Annotated in this window: 20 protein-coding genes and 1 pseudogene; 12 read left to right on the top strand and 9 right to left on the bottom strand. The window is 61.8% G+C overall.

The window, feature by feature from the left end; all coding sequences use genetic code 11:
• Window positions 1–66: 66 nt before the first annotated feature.
• The 3 genes and pseudogenes from RR51_RS23385 (at window position 67) to RR51_RS23375 (ending at window position 3,883) form a co-directional block, all read left to right on the top strand.
• Window positions 67–1,824: an OPT family oligopeptide transporter gene (locus tag RR51_RS23385; protein WP_039614820.1), complete on the top strand. Its 1,758-nt coding sequence runs from the start codon at window positions 67–69 to the stop codon at window positions 1,822–1,824.
• Window positions 1,825–1,947: 123 nt separating this feature from the next.
• Window positions 1,948–3,054 (top strand): annotated as a pseudogene (locus tag RR51_RS23380) (bifunctional O-acetylhomoserine aminocarboxypropyltransferase/cysteine synthase); the annotation flags it as partial.
• 64 nt (window positions 3,055–3,118) lie between these two features.
• Window positions 3,119–3,883 carry a hypothetical protein gene (locus RR51_RS23375; RefSeq protein WP_039614819.1) on the top strand — a complete coding sequence of 255 codons (765 nt, stop codon included), beginning with the start codon at window positions 3,119–3,121 and terminating at the stop codon, window positions 3,881–3,883.
• A 439-nt stretch (window positions 3,884–4,322) separates the two neighbouring features.
• Here the strand turns inward: RR51_RS23375 and RR51_RS23370 are convergent, their stop codons facing one another.
• Together RR51_RS23370 and RR51_RS31330 are read right to left on the bottom strand one after the other, a co-directional pair.
• Window positions 4,323–4,502, bottom strand: coding sequence for a hypothetical protein (locus tag RR51_RS23370; protein WP_169775263.1), 180 nt, complete (start codon window positions 4,500–4,502; stop codon window positions 4,323–4,325).
• A gap of 96 nt (window positions 4,503–4,598) precedes the next feature.
• Complete coding sequence (locus RR51_RS31330; protein ID WP_023660823.1) at window positions 4,599–4,766, bottom strand: hypothetical protein; 168 nt, start codon at window positions 4,764–4,766, stop codon at window positions 4,599–4,601.
• A 246-nt stretch (window positions 4,767–5,012) separates the two neighbouring features.
• Here RR51_RS31330 and RR51_RS23365 point away from each other — a divergent pair, with 246 nt between their 5' ends.
• The 5 genes from RR51_RS23365 (at window position 5,013) to RR51_RS23345 (ending at window position 11,487) form a co-directional block, all read left to right on the top strand.
• Window positions 5,013–8,231: a T6SS effector BTH_I2691 family protein gene (locus RR51_RS23365; protein ID WP_039614818.1), complete on the top strand. Its 3,219-nt coding sequence runs from the start codon at window positions 5,013–5,015 to the stop codon at window positions 8,229–8,231.
• Entirely contained in the window at window positions 8,228–9,019 is a 792-nt protein-coding gene (locus RR51_RS31635; protein WP_236693299.1) for a DUF6708 domain-containing protein, read from the top strand. The genes RR51_RS23365 and RR51_RS31635 overlap by 4 nt, the downstream gene beginning before the upstream one ends.
• Window positions 9,020–9,183: 164 nt before the next feature.
• Window positions 9,184–9,984 (top strand): DUF6708 domain-containing protein, encoded by an 801-nt coding sequence (locus RR51_RS31630; protein WP_236693298.1) that lies wholly within the window; start codon window positions 9,184–9,186, stop codon window positions 9,982–9,984.
• A 122-nt stretch (window positions 9,985–10,106) separates the two neighbouring features.
• Entirely contained in the window at window positions 10,107–10,742 is a 636-nt protein-coding gene (locus tag RR51_RS23350; RefSeq protein ID WP_013972018.1) for a DUF1326 domain-containing protein, read from the top strand.
• The gene (locus tag RR51_RS23345; protein ID WP_039614816.1) at window positions 10,723–11,487 is read left to right on the top strand and encodes a DUF2182 domain-containing protein; all 765 of its coding nucleotides are present in this window, start codon (window positions 10,723–10,725) and stop codon (window positions 11,485–11,487) included. Before RR51_RS23350 ends, RR51_RS23345 begins: the two co-directional genes overlap by 20 nt.
• Window positions 11,488–11,545: 58 nt before the next feature.
• Here the strand turns inward: RR51_RS23345 and RR51_RS23340 are convergent, their stop codons facing one another.
• The 3 genes from RR51_RS23340 to RR51_RS23330 all read right to left on the bottom strand — a co-directional run bounded on the left by RR51_RS23340 (window position 11,546) and on the right by RR51_RS23330 (window position 15,655).
• On the bottom strand, window positions 11,546–13,120 hold the full coding sequence (locus tag RR51_RS23340) for an aldehyde dehydrogenase (NADP(+)) (protein ID WP_039614815.1): 1,575 nt from the start codon (window positions 13,118–13,120) through the stop codon (window positions 11,546–11,548).
• Window positions 13,121–13,329: 209 nt separating this feature from the next.
• Window positions 13,330–14,319, bottom strand: a complete 990-nt coding sequence (araD1, locus tag RR51_RS23335) for an AraD1 family protein (RefSeq protein WP_039614814.1) — start codon at window positions 14,317–14,319, stop codon at window positions 13,330–13,332.
• A gap of 28 nt (window positions 14,320–14,347) precedes the next feature.
• Window positions 14,348–15,655: an MFS transporter gene (locus RR51_RS23330; RefSeq protein WP_024086748.1), complete on the bottom strand. Its 1,308-nt coding sequence runs from the start codon at window positions 15,653–15,655 to the stop codon at window positions 14,348–14,350.
• Window positions 15,656–15,839: 184 nt separating this feature from the next.
• On the opposite strand from RR51_RS23330, the gene RR51_RS23325 reads away from it, so the two are divergent.
• Together RR51_RS23325 and RR51_RS23320 are read left to right on the top strand one after the other, a co-directional pair.
• Window positions 15,840–17,573 (top strand): IlvD/Edd family dehydratase, encoded by a 1,734-nt coding sequence (locus RR51_RS23325; protein ID WP_039614813.1) that lies wholly within the window; start codon window positions 15,840–15,842, stop codon window positions 17,571–17,573.
• A 604-nt stretch (window positions 17,574–18,177) separates the two neighbouring features.
• A complete protein-coding gene (locus tag RR51_RS23320) occupies window positions 18,178–18,900 on the top strand; it encodes a FadR/GntR family transcriptional regulator (RefSeq protein ID WP_024086746.1) in 723 nt (240 codons plus the stop codon).
• Between the two features lie 39 nt (window positions 18,901–18,939).
• Here the strand turns inward: RR51_RS23320 and glsB are convergent, their stop codons facing one another.
• Window positions 18,940–19,848: a glutaminase B gene (gene glsB / locus RR51_RS23315; RefSeq protein WP_013972011.1), complete on the bottom strand. Its 909-nt coding sequence runs from the start codon at window positions 19,846–19,848 to the stop codon at window positions 18,940–18,942.
• A 200-nt stretch (window positions 19,849–20,048) separates the two neighbouring features.
• On the opposite strand from glsB, the gene RR51_RS23310 reads away from it, so the two are divergent.
• A complete protein-coding gene (locus RR51_RS23310; protein WP_039614812.1) occupies window positions 20,049–21,086 on the top strand; it encodes a GGDEF domain-containing protein in 1,038 nt (345 codons plus the stop codon).
• 393 nt (window positions 21,087–21,479) lie between these two features.
• Here the strand turns inward: RR51_RS23310 and RR51_RS23300 are convergent, their stop codons facing one another.
• The 3 genes from RR51_RS23300 to RR51_RS23290 all read right to left on the bottom strand — a co-directional run bounded on the left by RR51_RS23300 (window position 21,480) and on the right by RR51_RS23290 (window position 23,810).
• On the bottom strand, window positions 21,480–22,193 hold the full coding sequence (locus RR51_RS23300; protein WP_052261093.1) for a DUF4225 domain-containing protein: 714 nt from the start codon (window positions 22,191–22,193) through the stop codon (window positions 21,480–21,482).
• Window positions 22,190–22,672, bottom strand: coding sequence for an Hcp family type VI secretion system effector (locus RR51_RS23295; protein ID WP_039614811.1), 483 nt, complete (start codon window positions 22,670–22,672; stop codon window positions 22,190–22,192). The genes RR51_RS23300 and RR51_RS23295 overlap by 4 nt, the downstream gene beginning before the upstream one ends.
• Before the next feature lie 466 nt (window positions 22,673–23,138).
• Entirely contained in the window at window positions 23,139–23,810 is a 672-nt protein-coding gene (locus RR51_RS23290) for an HD domain-containing protein (protein WP_039614810.1), read from the bottom strand.
• Between the two features lie 541 nt (window positions 23,811–24,351).
• Here RR51_RS23290 and RR51_RS23285 point away from each other — a divergent pair.
• On the top strand, window positions 24,352–24,594 hold the full coding sequence (locus RR51_RS23285) for a hypothetical protein (protein ID WP_039614809.1): 243 nt from the start codon (window positions 24,352–24,354) through the stop codon (window positions 24,592–24,594).
• Window positions 24,595–24,692: the final 98 nt, after the last annotated feature.

Genomic DNA, 24,692 nt, shown 5'->3' with positions numbered 1-24,692 from the left:
TGAACCTTTGTGGCATCAGTGGTTCAGTTGTGCAAAGCCCGCTTACCACTCCGACAAGGGATTGCCATGAGACCTGCCCCGTCTACCGCCCCTCCCCAGGTTCGCATCGAACGTGAACTGAGCCCGCGGGCGGTGCTCACCGGCGTAGTGCTGGGCATTCTGCTGACACCCTCGAATGTATACGCGGGCCTTCGGATCGGCTGGTCGTTCAACATGTCGATCATCGCCTTGCTGGTCGGCTTCACCCTGTGGCAGGGCCTGGCGGGGCGCAGCAAGGGCCGGCCCGCATGGACGTTGCACGAAAGCAACATCAACCAGACAGTGGCCTCGGCCGCCGCTTCCATCGTTTCTGGCGGGCTGGTAGCGCCGATCCCCGCCTATACCCTGCTCACCGGTCACCAGCTGGACCCGCTGCCGATGATGGCCTGGGTGTTCTCCGTGAGCTTCCTGGGCATCTGGATCGCCTGGTATCTGCGCCCCGCCCTGCTCGATGACCATGGCCTGAAGTTCCCTGAGGGCATGGCGACCCTGGAGACATTGCAGCAGATCTACCGCCACGGCCACGAAGCCATGATGCGGATAAAGGTGCTGTGCAGCGCCGCGTTGCTGTCGGGGCTGGTGAAGTGGATTGACGGGTTCGTCTGGGCGATACCGCGCTGGGCACCCTCGCCTGTGCTCGAGCGCCTGACCTTCACGCTCGACCCTTCGCTGATGCTGGTCGGCTTCGGCGGCATCATCGGCATCCGCGTGGGCCTGACGCTGCTGTTCGGCGCCGCGCTGGCCTGGGGCGGGCTGGCACCGTGGCTGATCGACCATGCCCTGGTGGTATTGGCCCCGAACGCCAGCGGCCCACAGTTCGCCGCCCTGGTGGAATGGCTGTTGTGGCCGGGCGTCAGCCTGATGGTATGCGCAACCCTGACGTCATTGTCGGTCCGCCTGTTGCAAATGCCCCGGCAAAGGCCCACCGCCCCGCTGGCAAGTCGGGCAGCGCACGCCCGTGGGCGGTTTCCCCTGGCACCTGCGTGCGGGCTGCTATTGTCCATTGCGCTTGTGGTGGCGTTACAGGCGTTGCTGTTCGGCATCGACTGGTGGATGGCGCTGTTGAGCATTCCCTTGGCGATATGCCTTGCGGTGGTCGCCGCGCGCGTGGTCGGCGCCACCGGTATTGCGCCGATCGGCGCCATCGGCAAGCTGTCGCAGCTGAGCTTTGGCCTGGTCGCCCCGGGCCAGGTGGCCATCAACCTGATGAGCGCCAACACTGCCGGCGGCGCAGCCGGGCAAGCCACCGACCTGATGAACGACTTCAAGGTTGGCCAGGCGATCGGCGCCACGCCACACAAACAACTGATTGCACAGTGCCTGGGCATCCTCATCGGCAGCGTGGCGGGCGTGCTGGTGTACCTGGTGCTGATTCCCGATCCGCAGACCCTGCTGCTCACCGAGCAATGGCCCGCACCGGCCGTGGCGACCTGGAAGGCCGTGGCCCAGACCCTGATGCAGGGGCTGGGGGCGCTGTCGCCGGAGCTGCGCTGGGCGATCGTGGCCGGCAGCGCGGCAGGCGTAATACTGGGCACGCTGGACAGCCTGCTGCCGCAATGGGTGGCGCGTTGGCTGCCGAGTACCGGCGCACTGGGGCTGGCGTTCATACTGCCGGCATCGATCAGCATGATGATGGGGCTCGGCGCGGTGGTTACCTGGCTGGTCGGTTGCCGTTGGCCGAGCGTTACAGAGCGGTTTGCGATCACGGCCGCAGCGGGGCTGATTGCCGGGGAAAGCATTACCGGGGTGGCGGCATCGTTCTGGGAGATGGTGCGAATGCTGTAGCGGTTGGCATGGCGGGGCCATGCTGCACCGGCGCGCCATTTACAATGTTCTAACGCGCCCTTGAACGCGATGGGCTGTTGTCGAGCAGCCCATCGCGCGTTCACCCTTGACCCACACCCTCCCCCCACCAACGACGTGCTAGAGCAGCGCATGGCCGCCCTGGAGGGCGGGGTTGGCGCGCTGGCGGTGGCCTCGGGCATGGCGGCCATCATCTACGCCATCCAGACCGTCGCCGAGGCCGGCGACAATATTGTCTCGGTAGCCAAGCTGTACGGCGGCACCTACAACCTGCTGGCCCACACCCTGCCACGCATGGGCATCCACACCCGCTTCGCCGCCCACGACGACATCGATGCCCTCGAGGCATTGATCGATTCGCGCACCAAGGCGGTGTTCTGCGAGTCCATCGGCAACCCTGCCGGCAATATCGTCGACATCGCCGCGCTGGCCGAGGCCGCCCACCGCCATGGTGTGCCGCTGATCGTCGACAACACCGTGGCCACCCCGGTGCTGTGCCGGCCGTTCGAGCACGGTGCCGATATCGTCGTGCACTCGCTGACCAAGTACATCGGCGGCCACGGCACCAGCATCGGCGGCATCGTCATCGACTCCGGCAAGTTCCCCTGGGCGGACAACAAGGAGCGCTTCGCCCTGCTCAACACCCCCGACCCGTCCTACCATGGTGTCACCTACACCGAAGCCTTCGGCCCCGCCGCCTTCATCGGCCGCTGCCGCGTGGTGCCATTGCGCAATACTGGCGCGGCGCTGTCGCCGTTCAACGCCTTCCTGATCCTGCAAGGCCTGGAAACCTTGGCCTTGCGCATGGAGCGCCACACCGAGAACGCGCTGAAGGTCGCCCGTTACCTGCAAGCCCACGAGCAGGTAGCGTGGGTGAAATATGCAGGGCTGCCTGACCACCCCGAGCATGAACTGGCCCAGCGCTACACCAGCGGCAAACCAGCGTCGATCCTGTCGTTCGGCATCAAGGGCGGCCAGGCGGCCGGTGCGCGCTTCATCGATGCGTTGCAGCTGGTGGTGCGCCTGGTGAACATCGGCGACGCCAAGTCGCTGGCCTGCCACCCTGCCTCTACCACCCACCGCCAGCTCAATGACGAGGAGCTGGAAAAGGCCGGCGTGCCACGGGACATGGTGCGCCTGTCGATCGGCATCGAGCACAGCGACGATATCATCGCCGACCTGACCCAGGCGCTGGAGGCCAGCCGCGGTTGATTCATCTGCGCCCTATCCAATGCCTACGGCGGGCGCACCTTTCGCACATATGGATAGCCCTGCGATGACCCTGTTCTACCTCAAGCTGATCGCCACCCCGCTCCTGATGTGGGCCATCTCCCTCGCCTCGCGTCGCTGGGGCGGCCTGCTCGGTGGGTTGCTGTCCGGCCTGCCGATCACTTCGGCCTTGGTAATGACCTTCCTGTGCCTGGAGCAGGGCACGGCCTTTGCCCTGGGTGCGGTGCCCGGCGCGCTGGGCGGCCTGGCGGCGGTGCAGGCCACGTACACCTTCTACCTTTTCGCCACACGCAGGCTCGGCATCGGCTGGGCTGTATTGCTGGCGATGCTGTTCTATGGCGTCGCGGCCTACGCGTTTACCCACGGGGGCAACCTGTACCTGTCGATTGCCGTGGCGCTGGTGCTGATCGGCGTGCTGATACGCGCCAGCGGCCGCGAGCCCAGGCCGGACACCCTGGTCCGGCCCCGGCATCGATTTTGGGAAATCCCTCTGCGCATGGTGTCTGCCACTTCGTTGCTGATGGTCACCACAAGCCTGGCCAACTGGCTGGGCCCGGCGACCAGCGGAATGCTGGCGCCGATCCCGGTGATTGCCTGGCCGCTGGTGGTGTTCGCCCATGTGCAGACTGGCCGTGCCGGAATGGCGGCGATGGTGCGGGGCAATGCGATCGGGGCGGTGGGGGTGATTGCGTTTTATCTGGTATTGGCGGGGCTGCTCGATGCCTGGGGTGTCGCAATTGCCATAAGCCTGGCCATGCTTTGTGCCGTGGTCCTGACAGTGGGGCTGGCGGCTGCGTTGCGACGGGGGTGATACGCCGGCGAGCATGCCAGGGGGCTGCTGCGCAGCCCATCGCAGGCAAGCCAGCTCCTACAGGATTACTACAACCTTCAAGGCAGATGCAGTACCTGTGGGAGCGGGTTCACCCGCGAACACCGGCGCAGCCGGTGCCAGCCACCGCGCTGGATTCTTCGCGGGCATGCCCGCTCCAACAGGATCACCACAACCTTCAAGGCAGCCACAGTACCTGTGGGAGCGGGTTCACCCGCGAACACCGGCGCAGCCGGTGCCATACACCGAGTTGGATTCTTCGCGGGCATGCCCGCTCCAACAGGATCACCATAACCTTCAAGGCAGCCACAGTACCTGTGGGAGCGGGCATGCCCGCGAACACCGGCGCAGCCGGTGCCATACACCGTGTCGGATTCTTCGCGGGTAAACCCGCTCCCACAGGGCCCTGCCCTATCAATGGTCATTCCCTGCGCTGATCCAGGTCTACCGCAGGCTGCTCCACGCTCTGCCGGCCGTCATCAGCCAAGTTGTCTTCCTCCTGCCAATCACCACCCTCCTCTTCGTTCATGAGCGGGTCGTCATCAGGGTCGGGTATGGTCGGGCGGTCGGGGTCAACGGCCGGGTCGGGTGAAGTGGGCATTTCCGGGTTCGTGCCGCCTTGTGCATTCGGGTTGGGGCTCATCGCTGCATACCTCGCAAGAAAGATGTGAACCGCATTCGTTCCGGCCAAATCCCGTCAGCGAGGCTGCGGGTGCTCGGCAGAAACCGAATTGTTGGCCTGCACGTCCTCCATCTCCTCCTCGATCGGGCCTTCGTCATCCGAAGGTAGCGGGACCTCTCCGTCACCGCTGCCGGGCTGGGATTCGGTTTGCTCGAGGCCGGGGTCATTCTGATCGTTTGCCATGGACGTTCTCCTGGGTTTGCGCGTTGATCGCGCACACAGATCGGACGGAAAACGGCCACCAGCAGTGCCTTGGGTTCGACAGGTGGCGCAAAAGGCCGGGGTACCGATCATGCCCCCCATATAGAGCTAAACCATTATTCAGAGACGTTTCCTACAAGGTTTTGGGAAGCCCAAAGCCTCTCTGGAAAGCGATTCCCCGTTAGTGTTCAGGGGTCGACAAGGACCTGTCCAACACGAGGATCGCTCATGACCATCAGCCAACGTATTGCCCTCGCGATCGCCGAAGCCGGGCTGCCGCATGACCAGTGCATGTTCTGCGAGCGCCAGGGCCTGCCGATCCTGCCGCTGCGCCGCGCCCTGGTGCCCGATACCCGCCCCGAGTGTGTCTCCACCGTGGCGGATAACCGGCATATCTCGACAAAGATCGGCTTGCGCACCTTGCGCAGGGGCTTCCTGTATGTGCTGCTCGACCAGCAGGTCTGGCATGCCTATGCCGTCAGCGAGCAGGGACATCTGCGCCGCTTCAACCCCTACGAGCCGCCAGACGGCCCGCCTTCGCCGCTGCCCGAAAAATGCGTGAACGCAGATCACGACATTCCTTCGGCCTTTCTCAACCTCGATACCGGCAGGTACACCAGCGCCTGGCTGGCCTTTTCCAGTGACGCCTGGCCGGTGAGCGTGCTGAACGCCTACAAGAGCGGCGCGTCGCCTGCGCATCGCTTCGAGGACCTGGACCTGATTCAGGCCCGCAACAATCCCGAACTGCTGGGCATCGCCATGACGCCCGATAAGCTTGGGGTCGACCAGCAGGTGTTCGAATATGCCCAGCATGGCTGTGCCCCCTTCGACAGTGCGCATGGCTTCCACAGCCGCTGGTTGCGCCGGTTCGCCCTGCGCGGCTATCTGGTCAATGCGATCAACCGGCACCAGCTGGAAAACGGCGTGCTGGCAGTGGTGCTCGACGACACTGTCGGGCTGATTCAGGAGTACAACCATCAGCGCCTGAACTGGGTACTGAAGCGTCAGGCCTGGCGTGAAGAACCGATGCGCGCCTATCAGCTGCAGACCTCGCAGATCCTGCAGATCATTCGCGCCACGCACAGGGAATGGGCGGCGCAGAAGGTGCCGTCGCTGGAACCGATGACGGGTGATGGGCCGCCGGTGTTCACCGACCCGGCAGTCGAGCGGCAGCTGTTGGTCGAGCGTGCACAGCAGGAGAGTGACGAGCGGCTTGAAGAGCGCTACCACGAACCGCAGCGGGCCGCGTTCCAGGATGAATATGAGCAGCAGGAACGTGAGTTTCAGCGTTACATCGACAAGGACGCCCAGGCGTACGTTGCCTTGTTCGATACGCCCATGTTCAAGGTGGCCGAGGCATACGACTATGACGGTAATGATCGTGAGTCCGGGGTGGCCTACGCCAAGACCATGGCCCTGTGCCTGGGCGGCGGCGTTACGGAAGCTGTCGTCCCCCGCCTTGAACCGCATGTTCCCGCTTCCGGCACCAGCGAACTGCTCTGGCTGAAATGGCTGCAGGACCCTGACAGCCCGCCCTACCGCGCCTTGCTGATGCGCGACCAGGCACTGCTGGCCGGGCTGTTGCCCAGTTTCTCCGCCACAGAAGCGATCAACTGGAACGACAGCGACAAGCTTTACGGCATGCTGAGCAAGATCATCGCCAGCGATGACGCCGGCTTGCGCACGCGCAATACCCTCAAACAGGCCATTGCTGAAACGCAGGGTGCGGTCAATGCGGCCAGTCAGCGGCTGGCGCCATGTCTGTCGCCAGGTATTCAGAAGGCTGTGCGGCATTTGAACAGTGCCACGCAGTTTCTCTACAACGGCGTCCACCTGATCGAGCTGGAAGTGAAGATGAAGCTGGGCGAGTACTACGCCTTGCAGAGCGCCCACCTCCGGGAGTTGCAGCACAAGGCCAACGCGTCGATCGCTGAGGCGCGGGACCGGATGCGCCGCAATATCGATGACTTCGAGTTTGGCTCGATGAAGGCCATGCGCAAGGTGCGGCCGATCATCCAGCATGGCTTGATGAGCCTTGCAATGCTCGACCCGCGGTTCACCAATACGATGATCAGCGTGACGGTGTGGGTCGAGGGCAAGGCCGAGGAAGTGCATGGGCGGTTGTTCAAGGAGGCCAGCATGGAGGTAACCCAGGCGAGCAGCGCGGCGCAGCTTGCCTTGGTGGATATCTCGGTGGCGGCGGGGACGTTGGAAGCCGATGCGCGGAAGCTGTTGCAGGGGATGAAGATCACATCGCAGCAGACGGCCCGATTGGTTAGAACCGGTTTTTCCGGGTTACGCGGGATTGCTGGCAGCTGGGAGGTCCTGCTGGCGATAGGCGGGTTGTATCTGCAGCAGGACAGCCTGGGCAGGAATCAGGAAAAGGCGGAAACGGAGATTGGGCCCAAGGCGTTTGAGGCCAGGTTGGCGTTGCAAGGATCCCAGTTGGGCCTATTGGGAGGGCAAGTCGAACTGGTTGGGCTCATTTTGAGATCAAGTGCTAGTCCACTGAATTTGCCACGAGCAAAGGGTGTAGCAGCCACAGGGGAGGCCTTGATAAGGCTTGGTGCTTTGGTGAGTGCGGTTGCAGGGGTCTTTGATGCGGCCCAGGCAATTAATGCGACCAGACGAACCGCCTCTGCGGGTGATGAAACAGCGAGGAACCAACATCTTTTGTCATCCCTCTTGTATGGCTCTGGCGCTGTAGCGTTTAGTCTTGCGGTACTCCAACCCTTGGTTGTCGGTCCGCTGGGGCTGGCGATTGCCTTCACGCTTGCTGCTTATCAACTAAGCAAACTGGCTCAGGAAAATGAATCAACTGATTTGGAACGCTGGGTAAGGCGGTGCTGCTTTGGAAAAGCAGACGAAATACCGATCATCCATTGGAATGTACCAGAACATGCGGATATCGCGTTTGCCGAACTCAATGCCGCCACACTAGGCACTAAGGCAAAGTTGAATTTTGAATCGCTCTTGGCAACTGATCCAGGTCTTCCGAAAATCGGCGGCTTGATTAGCGCCGAAATAATTAGAAAGCTAAGATTCTTGATCACACTGCCTATGTACGATGAGCGATCCTCGGGATATCGCTGGAAATTGATTGTACATCGTCACGGTGACGGCAATCACCCTGATTACGTTGGCGGGGAAACTATTGCTTCGGGCAATTTTTTTGCGAACACTGAAGAGCCTCTATCACCGTCCTCTTCATTTTCGAGCTTTACATCACCGCGAATACCCGACCACGACCGCAATTATTCAATCAGCGAGAAGCGAAAACCTTACCCTACCGGACTCTGTCAGTTAGAGATTTCTGGCTCGATATCGCTCATGGCGACTATAGGAAAGCACACGATCCTGGCAGCTACGCTGTTGGTGATGTACTGGCCGGATCGGAGCTTGCCAAGTGGGTACATTGAGATTTGTGTCAGGGAGGTTAACGAGTGAAGCGTGATGGTAAAGTTTTGTGGGAGCGTGCTTTGGGCTGGAGTTATGACCTGCCGAAGGTGGGCGAAGTGCCAAAATGGCGAATTGGGTGGGCGAGCGTAAAACCGGCCCCTAACTATTTCGATGATGTGTTTCTAGAGTTGCCACGGAGCAGTAGCATCCTTCGAGGCTTGACATTCCTAATCGGTGCTGCAGGTTTGCTCCTTCTTCTTGGAATAACTCTTTACATGTACTGGAGTTTTTTGCGTGACGATTGGCTGATGAGCTTGTCAGTGGCAATTATCACCCCAGCACTATCATGGTCTTTGATTCCTTACATTAAACTTGATCTGGTTGCTCCTAGAGACGAACCTATCCGCTTCAATCGACTTCGCCAAAAGATATATATTTATGAGTTTCGATATGACCGCATATTCATCTTCAGTCGCAAACGCTGGGGCGTCAAACCGGTCGCCTACAACTGGGACGACGTTACCGCCGAAGTCTACCGAGTCTACGTCCCCGGCCACGGCGGCCTGATCGAGAACGTCATGCTGTCGGTACGCAACCCAGAAACCAACGAAGTCATCGACCGCGTGTTCTTCACTCACGACCTCTACCACGGCGAAGCCTACTGGGCCATCGCCCGGCTATTCATGCAGCAAGGCCCCGAAGCCCTGCCGAAGTTCGTGCACCCACCGCGTGACTGGAACGACGACGATGGCCTGAGCCACATGCATTGCCTGGCACCCAAGGTTCATTGGCCGGAGGACATTGACCGTGAGTCCCGTACTGCCCCATCTGAATGAGAGGGCCGATGCCCCCGGGCCTAGAAGTTATAGGCTGCCGTAGGTTGCGGCAGCCTCACTGTTCCCGCAAGGCCCCTGCACAGCCAGGCCCTACGGCAAGCTGCTACACGCTCTGCCTAGATGCCAAGTGGGTACTTTGAGATTTGTGTCAGGGAGATTAACGAGTGAAGCGTGATGGTAAAGTTTTGTGGGAGCGTGCTTTAGGCTGGAGCCATGACCTTCCCAAGGTGGATGAAGTGCCAAAATGGCGGAGCGTATGGGCGAGTGTCAAGCCGGCACCCAATTATTTCGATCATGTATATCTCGAGTTACCACGGAGCAGCACCATCCTTCGAGGTGTTATATTTTTGATTGGGGTTCCGGGCTTGCTATTTGCTTTAGGAATTACGCTTTACTTATACTGGATCCTTTTGCATGGCAGTTGGCCGCGCGACTGGATTACAAACATATCAATAGCTCTTCTTCCGGTAGCATTATGGGCTTTGACTGCCTACGTCAGGCTTGATCTGGTTGCCCCTAGAGACGAGCCAATTCGCTTCAATCGACTACGCCAAAAAATATATATTTATGAGTTTCGATATGACCGTATCTTCATCTTCAGCCACAAACGCTGGGGCGTCAAACCGGTCGCCTACAACTGGGACGATGTAACCGCCGAAGTCTACCGAGTCTACGCCCCCGGCCACGGTGGCCTGATCGAAAACGTCATGCTGTCGATCCGCAACCCGGAAACCAACGAAGTCATCGACCGTGTGTTCTTCACCTATGACCTGTACCAAGGCGAAGCCTACTGGGCCATCGCCCGACTATTCATGCAGCAAGGCCCCGAAGCCCTGCCGAAGTTCGTACACCCACCCCGTGACTGGAACGATGACGATGGCCTGAGCCACATGCATTGGCTGGCACCCAAGGTTCATTGGCCGGAGGATATTGACCGCGAATCCCGCACTGCCCCATCTGACTGAGAAGGCCGATGCTTTGAAGCAGTGGTTTTATACGGCCCGTGTCAGATGCCGAATCTATCTAAATATGGCGGCATGATCCGGAACTAAACTAACAAGTGGCACTTGTTTGCGAGGATAGGATCATGGCCTATGTCGATTGGCGATTGCGCGGCGCAGGGGTCGACCTTTGCAACTGCGATTATGGCTGCCCCTGCCAGTTCAATGCCTTGCCCACCCATGGCACTTGCGAAGCGGCAGTGGGCTATCACATCGAGGAGGGGTACTTCGACGAGGTGTCGCTGGCCGGCTTGAATGTGGCCTGCACCTTCGCCTGGCCTGGGCCCATCCACGAGGGCGGTGGGCAATGCCAGGCCTTTATCGATGAACGCGCCAGTGATGCCCAGCGCCAGGCATTGCTGACCATTCTCAGCGGCCAGGAGCAGGAACCCACGGCCTTCTTCGCCATTTTCGCCAGCACGGTGCAGACCATGCACGCACCGCAGTTCGTGCCGGTTGAGGTGCACACCGACCGCGCCGCACTGACCGCCAGCATCCACGTGCCCGGGGTGCTGGATGGCCGGGCCGAGCCGATCCGCAACCCCGTGGACGGATCGGTGCACCGGGCCAGGCTGGTGCTGCCAGAGGGCTTCGAGTTCGGCGAGACGGACTGCGCCAGCGCCACCTTCAACTGCTCCGGGGCGGTGAAGCTGGACTATGCCGGGCGCAACGCCATGCTCTACGACCTGGATATGGGGCCAAATGGCATCATCCGCGGCTAGTCGCTGGCCAGCCCCGGGTGCGCTGCTGACCGGCGCGCTGGTGCTGATGATCAGCGCGCTGGGTTGGTGGTGGCACGTCGAGCAGGCAACGACCATGGCGGCAATGGGCGAGATGCAGATGCCACCCACCGCCTGGTGGTCGCGCCAGGGCGCGCTGACCCTGCTGATGTGGTTGGCGATGATGCAGGCGATGATGCTGCCGGCTGCCCTGCCGGTGTTCCTGCTTTACCGACGCTGCCTGCTGCGCGACAGCGCCGGCCCATTCAAGCTGCTACTGTTCTGCGCGGCCTATGCGCTGCTCTGGTGTGGCTTCGCCCTGCTGATGACCCTGCTGCAGGCCCTTGGCGAATGGCTTGGCTGGCTCGATCCCATGACCCTGCGCCTGCCACCGCTCATGGGTGCGCTACTGCTTCTGCTGGCCGGTGGCTACCAGATGAGCCAGGGCAAGGCCGCTTGCCTGGAGCATTGCCAGAGCCCGCTGTTCTTTCTTCAGCATCATGTACGCCCGGGCCTTGGCGGCGCCTGGAGACTGGGATTGCAGCATGGCCTGTACTGCATCGGTTGCTGCTGGGCGCTGATGCTGGTGCTGCTGGTGGTTGGCGCCATGAGCCTGTGGGGCATGGCCGCGCTGGCGATGCTGGTTCTGGCGGAGAAAGTGTTGCGGTTGGGCGCGGCCTGGCGCCGCTACAGTGGCGCCCTGCTTATCGCTGGTGGACTGCTGCTGGCGCTCTGGCCGCATATCTGACAACCCGCCCGGGCCTGCCCGGGCGGGGTGCAGCGGTACAACGTCGGCGCTCAAGGCGTCAGGCCAGCGCCTCGCGGCTGTGCTGGCCGTCGACCAGGCGTTGCAGGCCCAGCGGGTTGGCATTTTTCAGGGCGTCGGGCAGCAGCGCATCCGGGTAGTCCTGGTAGCACACCGGCCGCAGGAAGCGGTCGATGGCCAAGGTGCCGACCGAGGTCCCACGGGCATCGGACGTGGCCGGGTATGGCCCGCCATGCACCATGGCATCGCACACTTCGACACCGGTCGGGTAACCATTGACCAGCAGGCGCCCGGCCTTGCGCTGCAGCAGCGGCACCAGCGCGGCGAAGCGCTGCAGGTCTTGTGGCTCGGCAATCAGCGTTGCCGTCAGCTGCCCGTGCAAGGCTTGCAGCGCGCGGCGCAGTTCGGCTTCGTCGGCCACCGCCACGGCCACCGTGGCCGGCCCGAACACCTCCTCCTGAAGCAACGCATCACCGTCAAGCAGCAGGCTCACATCCGCCTGGAACAGCTGTGCCTGCGCCTGGTCGCCAGCCTGGTCGGCGCCGGCCAGATGACGCACGCCCGGGTGCTGGTGCAGGCGTTGCACGCCCTGGGCATAGCTGCGCAATGTACCGGCATTGAGCATGGTCTGCCCGGGCTGGTCGGCCAGCTGCGCACCAAGGGCCGCCAGGAAGTTGCTGAACGCTTCGCCGGCAATACCGATGACCAGCCCGGGGTTGGTGCAGAACTGCCCGCAGCCCAGCACCACCGAACCGGCCAGCTCCCTGGCTACCTGCTCGCCCCTGGCCTGCAAGGCCGCAGGCAAGACCAGCACCGGGTTGATGCTGCTCATTTCGGCGAACACCGGAATCGGCTGCGGCCGCGCCGCCGCCAGCTCGCACAGCGCACGGCCGCCCTTGAGCGAACCGGTGAAGCCCACGGCCTGGATAGCCGGGTGGCGCACCAGCGCTTCGCCGACACCGGCACCGTAGATCATGTTGAACACGCCCGCGGGCATGCCGGTGGCCACCACTGCCCGCTCGATGGCCTCGGCCACCCGTTCGGCAGTGGCCATGTGGCCGCTGTGCGCCTTCACCACCACCGGGCAACCGGCGGCCAGCGCCGCGGCGGTATCACCCCCAGCGGTGGAGAAGGCCAGCGGGAAGTTGCTGGCGCCGAACACGGCTACCGGGCCGACGCCGGTACGGTACTGGCGCAGGTCGGGGCGCGGCAGCGGTTGACGCAGGGGTTGGGCACGGTCGATGCGAGCCCCCAGGTAGTCGCCACGACGAAGCACCGAGGCGAACAGGCGCATCTGGTTGCTGGTGCGCGCGCGTTCGCCCTGGATGCGCCCGGCCGGCAGTGCGGTTTCGCGGCACACGGTGGCGACAAAACTGTCGTCCAGCGCATCCAGCTGGTCGGCAATGGCATCGAGGAACTGCGCACGGCGCTGCGGCGCCAGGGCGTTGTATTCGGCGAAGGCCGCTTCGGCAGCCTGCGCGGCGGCGTCCACTTCTTCCGGGGTGGCTTGGGCAAAGGCCTGCGGGAGGGCTTCGCCGGTACGCGCGTCGAGGCTTTGCAGGCGCACGCTGCCGGCAGCGCTGCGCTGGCCGCCAATGAAGTTGCTTCCGGTCATGGTTGGCTCCTGTAATGAGGAAAGAAGATTCAAAGGTTCATGTCAGCCATGGAGTGCACATGCCCCGCCATGTCAGCAGGGCCCCTGTGGGAGCGGCTTCAGCCGCGAACACCGGCGTAGCCGGTGCCATGCACCGCGCCGGGCCCTTCGCGGCTAAAGCCGCTCCCACAGGTACGCGGGCGAACCCGACACACTGCTCGCCTGACTGCTCAAAGGCTTTTCACCACCCCGGGGCGAACCTGCCCAGGCGCGGCGGCAATGCCATTGCGCAGCGGCTGGCCGAACGCGTCGAGGCTGACTTCGAAGGTGTCGCCCGGGCGCGCCTGGATGCCGTCGGCGAACGACAGCGTGGCGGTGCCGAAGTAATGCACGTGGATATCGCCGGGGCGCAGGAACTGGGTGTACTTGAAGTGGTGGAATTCCAGGTTCTCGAAGCTGTGGCACATGTTCTGCTCGCCCGACAGGAACGGCTTGCGCCACAGCTCCTGGCCGCCGCGCAGGATGCGGCTGGTGCCTTCCAGGTGGGCCGGCAGCGCACCCAGGCGCAGCTCTGGGCCGAAGCTGCAGGCGCGCAGCTTGGAATGGGCCAGGTACAGGTAGTTGCGCCGCTCCATCACATGGTCGGAAAACTCGTTGCCCAACGCATAGCCAAGGCGGTAAGGCGTGCCGTCGGCACCGATCAGGTACAGCCCGACCAGCTCTGGCTCCTCGCCGGCATCCTCGGCGAACGCCGGCAGCGGCAGGTCGGCGCCAGGGCGCACGACGATGCCACCGTCGCCCTTGTAGAACCACTCCGGCTGCGCACCCTCCTCGCCTGCCGGCGGCCGACCGCCATCGAGGCCCCACTGGAACATGCGCATGCTGTCGGTCACCGCGCCTTCGGCCTGCTGCTGATGCATCTTGTCGCGCGTTGCGGCGCTGCCCAGGTGGGTCAGCCCGGTGCCGGTGACCAGGCAGTGCGCCGGGTCCGGGTGGTCCAGTGGTGGCAACACGCGGCCTTCGGCCAGCAGGGCCAGGTAGTCGTGGCGCTCGCCCAGGCCGGCAGCCTGCACTTCAGCGGCCAGGTCACGGCCGGCGGCAATGGCTTGCAGGGCCAGCTCGCGGGTGCTGCCAGCGCCCTGCACCTGCAGGGCGTAATCGCCTTCCACCACGCCCACGCAGCGCTCGCCGGTGGCGGTTTCAAATTGGATCAATCGCATGTTTGTGCTCGCTTCTCGGTTGCGAAAATTAGCGGGAGGCTTCGGCTGCCCGCGTGGAAGCCAGGCGCTGGCGGCGCTCCAGGCGGTTGTAGACAACCCCGGTGAGCAACAGCCCGAACAGCATCACCACGGCCAGGAAATACAGCCCCGACGAAAGTTGCCCGGTGTGCTCCTTGAGCGCGCCAATACCGAACGGGCCCAGGTAGCCGCCGAGGTTGCCGATCGAGTTGATCAAGGCGATGCCGGCTGCGGCGCTGGCCCCGGAGAAGAACCGGCCCGGCAAGGTCCAGAAGATGGCGGTGCAGGAGAACAACGCGAATGCCACCAGGCACAGCGCTGCCAGCTGCATGACCGGCACGCTAAGCCAGGCACTGAAGAACAGGCCGATCGCACCCAGGGCATACAGCAGGCCCAGGTGGCCATAGCGGTCGTTCAGGCGGTCGGAGCTGCGCGGCACGATCAGCAGGCCGATGATGCCGAACAGGTAAGGCACGGCCGAAACGAAACCGGTGACCAGGTCACTGCCGCCAAACTGGTGGATCAGCGTGGGCAGCCAAAGGCCCAGGCCGTAAATGCTCAGGGTCACCGGCAGGTAGAACAGCGCCAGCAACAGCACCCGGCTGTCCTTCAGGGCATGCAACGGATTGCCATGGCGGGTCTGGCCGAACTCGCGCAGGTCGTTGGCCAGTTGTTCCTGCAGCCAGCTGCGCTGTTCGTCGCTGAGCCAGCGCACCTTGGCCGGGCTGTCTGGCAGCAGGCGCAGGGTCGGCCAGGCCAGCAGCACCGCGGGGGTACCGATGCAGATGAACAGCCATTGCCAGCCATGCAGGCCGTAGATGCCATCGAGCCCCAGCAGCGCGCCCGAGAGCGGCCCGGTGATCAGCATTGCCAGCGGCTGGGAGAGGATGAAGAAGCCGAGGATCTTGCCGCGATGGCGCACCGGGTACCACTGGGTGATGTAGTACAGCACGCCCGGGAAGAAGCCCGCCTCGGCCGCCCCCAGCAGAAAGCGCATCACGTAGAAACCGTTGGGCCCGGTAACGAAGGCCATGCCGACAGTGATCGCGCCCCAGGTGACCAGGATGCGGGCGAACCAGCGGCGCGCGCCAAAGCGGTCGAGCAACAGATTGCTCGGCACCTCGAACAGGAAGTAACCAATGAAGAAGAGCCCGGCGCCAAGGCCGTAGGCCGCGTCACCCAGGCCGATGTCGGCGCCCATGTGCAGCTTGGCGAAGCCCACCGCGGAACGGTCGACATAGGCCACCAGGTAAAGCAGTACCAGAAAAGGGATGAGTTTCAGTGTGATCAGGCGGACGAGCCGCTGCTCCTGAATCATGGCGATGTCTCCAATTGTTCTTGTAATGGGTACAGCACCTGGCCGGGGACTTTTTGGCAGACCTCTGACCTGGGTGAATGAACTTATAGTATTACTAATTGAGCCAACAAGCCTTCACAGAGACCATTTTTATCAGTACAGTCGATCGCACAACGACAAATAGTAATACTAATTAGGTGTTCCCATGTCTGATAGCAAACGCCCACTGCGCTCCGCCCAATGGTTCGGCACCGCCGACAAGAACGGTTTCATGTACCGCAGCTGGATGAAGAACCAGGGTATTCCGGACCACGAATTCCAGGGCAAGCCGATCATCGGCATCTGCAACACCTGGTCGGAGCTGACCCCGTGCAACGCGCATTTCCGCAAGATTGCCGAACACGTCAAGAAGGGCGTGCTGGAGGCTGGCGGCTTCCCGGTGGAGTTCCCGGTGTTCTCCAGCGGCGAGTCCAACCTGCGCCCCACCGCCATGCTTACCCGCAACCTGGCGAGCATGGATGTGGAGGAAGCGATCCGTGGCAACCCGGTGGACGCCGTGGTGCTGCTGACCGGCTGCGACAAGACCACCCCGGCGCTGCTGATGGGCGCGGCGAGCTGTGACGTGCCGGCGATCGTGGTTACCGGCGGGCCGATGCTGAACGGCAAGCACAAAGGCAAGGACATTGGCGCCGGCACCATCGTCTGGCAGATGCACGAGGCCTACAAGGCCGGCCAGATCGACCTCAACGAGTTCCTCTCGGCCGAGGCCGGCATGTCGCGCTCGGCAGGTACCTGCAACACCATGGGCACCGCCTCGACCATGGCCTGCATGGCCGAAGCGCTGGGCACCTCGCTGCCGCACAACGCCGCCATCCCGGCGGTGGATGCACGCCGTTACGTGCTGGCCCACCTGTCGGGCATGCGCATTGTCGACATGGTGCGCGAAGACCTGCGCCTGTCGAAAATCCTCACCCGCGAAGCCTTCGAGAACGCCATCCGCGTCAACGCCGCCATCGGTGGCTCGACCAACGCGGTGATTCACCTGAAGGCCATTGCCGGGCGCATCGGCGTGGACCTGCAGCTGGAAGACTGGACCCGCATCGGCCGCGGTACGCCAACCCTGGTCGACCTGCAGCCTTCGGGCCGTTTCCTGATGGAAGAGTTCTACTACGCCGGCGGCCTGCCTGCGGTCATCCGCCGCCTGGGCGAAAACGGCCTGCTGCCCAACCCTGCCGCGCTGACGGCCAACGGCAAGAGCCTGTGGGACAACTGCCAGGCCGCGCCGCTGTACGACGAAGAGGTGATCCGCCCGATCCACAAGCCGCTGGTGGCCGATGGCGGCATCTGTATCCTGCGCGGCAACCTGGCGCCCAAGGGCGCCGTGCTCAAGCCCTCGGCCGCCACCCCGGCGCTGATGCAGCATCGTGGCCGCGCCGTGGTGTTCGAGAACTTCGACGACTACAAGGCACGCATCAACGACCCCGAGCTGGATGTGGATGCCAGTTCCGTGCTGGTGATGAAGCACTGCGGGCCCAAGGGCTACCCGGGCATGGCCGAGGTCGGCAACATGGGCCTGCCGGCCAAGCTGCTGGCCCAGGGCGTGACCGACATGGTGCGTATTTCCGATGCCCGCATGAGCGGCACCGCCTACGGCACCGTGGTGCTGCACGTGGCGCCGGAAGCGGCAGCTGGCGGGCCGTTGGCTGCCGTGCGCGAAGGTGACTGGATCGAGCTGGATTGCAAGGAAGGCCGGCTGCACCTGGACATTTCCGACGAGGAACTGGCCGGCCGCCTGACCGACCTGCAAGCCCCGCCGCAGTTGATCAGCGGTGGTTACGCCAAGCTGTACCTGGACCACGTCATGCAGGCCGATGAGGGTTGTGACTTCGACTTCCTGGTCGGATGCCGCGGGGCGGCGGTGCCCAAGCACTCGCACTAAGGCCTGAAGCCTGTCGTTTAGCGTCATTGGGGCTGCTGCGCAGCCCATCGCCGACGCAGCCGGTGCCATCCTCCGCGTCGCCTGCTTCGCGGGCGCGCCCGCTCCCACAGGGACGGCGCAGGCTTCAGGCTCACGCTGTACCTGTAGGAGCGGCTTCAGCCGCGAACACCGGCGCAGCCGGTGCCATCCACCGCGTCGCCTGCTTCGCGGGTGAACCCGCTCCCACAGGGACGGCGCAGGCTTCAGGCTCACGCGGTACCTGTAGGAGCGGCTTTAGCCGCGAACACCGGCGTAGCCGGTGCCATCCACCGCGTCGCCTGCTTCGCGGGTGAACCCGCTCCCACAGGGACGGCGCAGGCTTCAGGCTCACGCGGTACCTGTGGGAGCGGCCGTGGCCGCGAACACCGGCAAAGCCGGTGCCATCCACCGCGTCACCTGCTTCGCGGGTGAACCCGCTCCCACAGGGACGGCGCAGGCTTCAGGCTCACGCGGTACCTGTAGGAGCGGCTTCAGCCGCGAACACCGGCGCAGCCGGTGCCATGCACCGCGTCGACGCGCTAATGCTATGATGCTGCCCCCGCCCGAAGGATCCGCCCCGCCCCACATGAACTACCGCCAACCCACCACGCGCAAGAGCATGCACGCCACCCTGGTCCAGGACCTTGGCGTACAGATCGTATCCGGCCAACTCGCACCCGGGCAGAAGCTGCCTTCCGAGGCCAGCCTGTGCGAAGCCTACGCGATCAGCCGGCCGGTGTTCCGCGAGGCGATGCGCGCCCTTACCGCCAAGGGCCTGATCGAGGCCCGCCCGCGGGTGGGTACCCTGGTTCGGCCGCGCCATGACTGGCACATGCTCGACCCGGACGTGCTGCACTGGCTGATGCAGGCCACACCGCAACAGGAATTCTTCAACATGCTGAGCAGCGTACGCTGGGTCATCGAACCCGCCGCCGCCGCACTGGCCGCCACCAACGCCAGCGCCGACGACGTCGATTCGATCGCCGAGGCCTACCAACGCATGGAAGCCGCACGCAACCACGAAGAACGCCTGCAACCGGACCTGGACTTCCACGCCCGCATCGCCGACGCCACCCACAACGACCTGCTGGCCTACCTGTGCAACATGCTGTCGATGGCGCTGCGCGAGTCGGTGCGCTACTCCAACCAGCGGGCGAATTTCGACGAACTCGCCCTGCCCCGGCACAAGGCGATTCTGACTGCCATCCAGAACGGCGACGCGCTGGGCGCGCGGCATGCTTCACTGGTACAGCTTGAAGATGCCCGCGTGGCCCTGGCCAAGGTACTGGGGCAAGACCCGACAAGCTGAGGTATCGACCGGGCCTACCTCAGCCACCGGGCCCGCCGATCAGAACACCGACCAGCCGATCCGCGAACTGAGCAGTTCGAGCGCCGCCATCCCGGCCAGGGAGTTACCCGCCGCATTCAACTCCGGCGACCACACGCACACGGTGAATTGCCCCGGCACGATCGCCACAATCCCGCCCCCCACGCCACTCTTGCCCGGCAACCCCACCCGATAGGCGAAATTCCCTGCTTCGTCATACAACCCGCTAGTGGCCATGATCGAGTTCACCTGCTGGGTCTGGCGCCGGGTCAGAATCTGCTCACCGCTGTGCTTGCAGAACCCATCATTGGCCAGGAAACAGAACGCCCGGGCCAGGTCCAGGCAATTCATCTGCAGCGCGCAATAGCTGAAATAGCTGCGCAGTACCGTTTCCACCTCGTTATGGAAGTTGCCGAACGACTGCATCAGGTAGGCCATGGCCGCGTTACGCGCACGGAACTGATACTCCGAATCGGCAACGCGAGCATCGATCGAGATGTGCGGATTGCCCGATAGCCGCCGCACGAAATCGCGCATAGACAACGTGGGTGCAGCGAAGCGCGACTGGTTGATATCGCAGATCACCAACGCACCCGCATTGATAAAGGGGTTGCGCGGCCGACCGCGTTCAAACTCCAGCTGCACCAGCGAGTTGAACGGCTGGCCGGAAGGCTCATGGCCAAGCCGCTGCCAAATGGCTTCCCCGGAGTGCCCGATCGCCTGCACCAGGCTGAACACCTTGGAAATACTCTGCACCGAGAACGGCACCAGCGCGTCGCCTGCACAGTAATAGCTGCCATCGTTGCCATAGACCGCGATGCCCAGCTGGTTCGCCGGCACATCGGCCAGCGCGGGAATGTAGTCAGCCACTTTGCCCTTGCCGATCAAGGGACGTACTTCTTCGAGAATCTCGTTCAACAGCGTTTGCATGGAAGGCCCTGTATCAGTCCCCAGACGACGGCTAAGGGGTAGCATCCTTGACGAAGATCGAGCGAAAGAAATCACACTCCCGGCAAGAAATTGTCGGCCGACCGTGCATCACGCCATGGCCTATGCTGTGCTTGTTTCGACGGTATACAGCCCGCGCACCCGCCAGGTACCCAAGCCAACCAAGGAACGGAGGACCCACAATGCCAGCTTGCCCCTTGCCCGCTGACGAAGCGCTGCGCCAGCGCACGCTCGACGACATGAACCTGGTCGACACGCCAGCCGAGCATTACCTGGATACCCTGGTGCGGCTCACCCAGGACCTGGCCCATGTGGACACTGTGCTGATCAGCCTGATCGACCAGGACCGGCAGTGGTTCAAGGCCCGCATAGGCCTTGAGGCAAGCGAGACGACGCGCAGTGTTTCGTTCTGCGGCTACGCCATTCTCGGCGAGGACACCCTGACGGTGCCCGACGCCCTCTGCGACGAACGATTCGTCGACAACCCGCTCGTGCTGAACGCGCCCTACATCCGCTTTTACGCCGGCCACCCCTTGCGCGCCGGCAACGGTAAAGCCATCGGTACGCTGTGCATGTTCGACCCGCGCCCGCGCGTGCTCAGCGAGGCTCAGCAAGCGAACTTCAGGGACCTGGCCACGCTCGCCGAGGGGTATCTGCAGCTGCGTACCTTGGCCCAGGTGAACCGCGATCTGCGGCTTGAAATGGATCGCGAGCAGCGCAAAGCCCTGCTCGACCCTTTGACACAACTGTGGAACCGCGGCGCGCTCTCGGCGTTTGAAGCGCATGAACGGCGATTGGCCGAGGTGAACGGCTTAAAGTTGGGTGCGGTTTATGCCGACCTGGACCACTTCAAGTCCATCAACGACAAGTACGGCCATGGCGGCGGTGACAAGGTGCTGTGCGAAACTGCCCGTCGCCTGCGCGCGGCACTGCGCCCCGATGACCTGGTGGTGCGGCATGGGGGTGAGGAGTTTGTTGCAATTTTGCAGGTGAAGGACAGCGAAGAGCTGACCCGCATTGCTGAGCGGATTCGCGAACAGGTGGGTGCCAGCCCGATGCAGTTGCCCTGTGGCCAATTGAACGTAACCCTGAGCATCGGGTGCACCCTGTTTGCCAAGGGAGAAACGCTGGATGGCGCACTGGAACGCGCTGACAAGGGACTTTATGACGCCAAACAGAATGGACGAAACCGGGTTGTGTATGTAGCGCCGCCATTCTGAGACGGGCATGGTCCGGGCTTCAAACCCATTACACGGCACCCTGTGAGAGCAGGTGTGCCCGCGAAGCGTTCAACCTGGACTGAGTCAACTGGTCATGCGCAACCCAGTTGCTCTACGTAGCGCCCCTAGTAGGCATTGCCCCACAGTGTAAGAACACACCCACCAGAGCCACCCAACCCACCATTATATTTTTCTTGAGGAATTCAGGCTGATATCCCAAAAACAAAAACTGCTGAAACTCCAATATCCTCATGTATGTAACAACAAAGAAGATATTGTATAACAAGCACAGACAGAATAGCCCATAACCGAGATGAGGCCCCGAGCACTTGGCACGCAAAATGAATGCACCACACACACTGAAGACGGTACACAAAATGAATAACCATGCCATCACCTATCCCTCAATTCGACTCTTACCTGCTCACCTGTCAACATGTCTATACCAACCTCGAAAACAATAGAATGCGTGCTCATTGTCTTCAACGCCTGGGTTTTATCTGCCCTTACGTAGCGAAACAGCCTCCAGGCCCCCGGCCTCAAAACCAACCGACCCAGATTATAGGCAGACAATCCGAGATCTAAAGTTCCATAAGCCACGTTTCCGTCGGACACTGTACCGCCTGCCGCCACAGCCACTCTCTGGTAGGCCTTTCGTATAGGCCCAACAGTACCTCTCTGCCCCAAGAATATATTCAGTCCATTTTCGTAAATATTGTTTGCGCCATGCAGCATCATTGGCACCCCGCCAATCAAACAACCGACACCAAGAGAAAAGCCGCACACCGCGGCACCTGTGTGTACTTGCAAAATCCCCGCGGTCACCCCCGCCACTAACTTTGAGTACTCCCATACCTGGGTGAGCAGTTCAAGGTATTCTTGCTCAAGTGCCTCTTGTCCTTCTTTGGCGGAGACCCTACCCGCACTTACATCATCAACAATTGCTTTACCTACGTAGGCAATCTCTTGGACAAACCGGGCCCTAAGGATGTCATCCCCTATATAGTGCGCCCCCACCTCGCATGCATATTGAGTCAGCCGAGCCGCTTGGCTACTTACCTCCCAGAAATCGTCATCCATACCGCCGCCTGCATCGCTTCGGCTCATGGAATGTCACTCCAGCTTGCGTAACCACTGGTATTAGCAATTAAATGATGCCAGCCGATAAAACCATAGCGAATGGCGAGGTATTCTTGAGGATCTTGCGCATTCAGCAAAACCGAGTGAGGCACCTCCATACGCTGATCTACTAAAATGGCATCTTTCAAGTCTATTCGGAGGAAGCATTCATGCTTACCAGCGTTGATGCGATACAGGTTTATTCGACACTCAAGAATTTCCCGACTGGTCAATGCCTCAGCCAGTAACGGAGTCGCCTTATCAATATATTTGGTTATCAAAACTGGACGATGCGTAGCTCGCTCGACATTACCCATATTGGACAGGTTATGGCTAAACGAGAGCACCATAATTTCGTCGACATGAGCAGACTGGCAACGATTGCCAATCGAGTCAATGGTGGAACAACCTGCGGAAATCAGCCCGCGACTACGGCCTTTTATTGACATATAACCGTGGTAAGCCATTTCGCCAACTCCTTGTAGGGGAAAGGCTTGGAGGCTATAAAAAAAATCTCGTCCAGTATGTAGGACCGTTCCGAAACCCGGACCTCACTTTGTTAGAGAATATTGCATTAACGCCAGTTTCTGAACCGCCCGCAGTGTGCCTGCTCTAACGCGCCACCAAATCATTCAGGCCTGCTGCTGGATGCTAGTGGAGAAAAACTAGAAGGAAGTCTGGACAAGTACACGATCTGTAAGAGATTGCCCCGCCCTTAGGTTTGCGCTATCGCGCAGAGAGCTCAACTCGCAAGCGCGACGCGGCGCCTGTGGGAGCGGGCATGCCCGCGAAGAATTTAACGCGGTGGCTGGCACCGGCTGCGCCGGTGTTCGCGGGCCCGCCCGCTCCCACAGAGCCCCTGCTACATCAATCAGTTATATGCTATTCCATGAGACCGATTTAGCGCATACAAACTGCCGAAGATCTCGGACCCTACCCACTTGCCCCTGCCCCGCCAGCCCCGATCTCATCCATGAAATCCGCAAGAAACACTTCAAGCCGAGCATGGCGCTCAGCAGCCAGCCGAGCCCCTTCAGCAGTTTTAAAACCTGACGCAAGCTTGAGCAGCTTGGTATGAAAGTGCTCGACCGCATACGCCTTGTCCTGATACTCCCTCCCCCACGAAGTGGGGTTCTCGAAATCGTACAGCGCCGACCCCATTCGCCCGGAAACGTAAAAACACCGGGCGATACCCACTGCACCTATGGCGTCCAGGCGATCACTGTCCTGAAGAATCCTGGCCTCAAGGGTGAGTGGTTCGAAGCCAGCCGAGTAGCTGTGGGTTTTGACTGCATGCGCCACCTGCTCGAAGCGCTGCAAGGGCCAGTCCATATCAGCCAGGATTGACGCCGCCCTTTGTGCGGACAGCGTTGACGCCTGCCCACGCAAGGGCGAGTTCTTTTCTACTGCGACACAATCATGCAGCACAGTCGCTGCAAGCAGCACTTCCAGGTCGCCGCCTTCTACACGCTGTATCCGTTGTGCGTTGACCCATACGCGATGGATGTGGGACAGGTCGTGGGAGCCATCTGGCTGGTCAGCCGGTAGATACTTCAGCAGGTCAGCGGCAAAGCGCTGGAAAGGGGCAAAAGCTTCGATAGTCATCTTCGGTGCATTCCATGGGCTGTTACTTGGCGTCCGTTGCAGGGGGCTGGCCCGTACCTGCCTTGGTCCAGATGCGAGCGGGTCAGTTTCAAGGCTTGAGTGGCGAAAGTCCATGCTGGGTCGTTTGTTGGCATCGCGACATAACTGGATACAGGGATTTGTGAGTGGAAAGTTTTTTGAGAGCCACAAATTGTTAACAGAGCAGTCAGCTCTTGCATGCTGTGAAGGTGAGTGGGCAAAAAAAGTCAGAATTAACCCCTTCCTTGTAGGCCATTTCCCAAAGATACTCCCTGCGCCTGTTTTTCGTTGCACATGACCAACGTGGATTTTAGTCTCGGCTCGTCGCTGCCAATTCAGCGACCGGTTTTGACAGACCGCTGACGTTGTCCTCATGTGCACGCTTTCATGGCGGCTGTACGTGCGGGCACCCTCTGGTGCGCCGAGTGCCAACGTCTCGGTCTGTCAACCCGCGTACAGCTGCCACCTTCTTGTTTGACAGCAAGGTTGCGGTAGCTCCACTTTCCGACGTTGGAGTTACACCATGCTCAAGATTGTTCCCGATCCGCCCCACAAAACTCTTTGCCTTGAAGACACCCTGATCCAAGCCACGGACTACGCACTATGCGCGGCGACCGTCGTGCATCAGGCAATGCTGCTGCAGCCCAAATCGCCTGCGTCGATTTTGATGATGACCTCGATGCATGAACTGGAGACGCTGCGAGCTTTGCTTGAGTCCGCATTGGTCCAGGTACAGATGCCCACTGAGCCTAGGACTTTGCACTAAGGCTTCATTTATGTGTCGCCTGGGCTGCCCCTATCGCCAGCAAGCAAGGCTCCCACATGGATCTAAGCTGCCCCACAAATCTCGAGGCCTATGCAGTA

It is taken from the genome of Pseudomonas sp. C5pp (assembly GCF_000814065.1).
Lineage (GTDB): Bacteria > Pseudomonadota > Gammaproteobacteria > Pseudomonadales > Pseudomonadaceae > Aquipseudomonas > Aquipseudomonas asiatica.
Note: the sequence above shows the minus strand (reverse complement) of the source record. Positions and strands in the feature narration are given on the sequence as shown.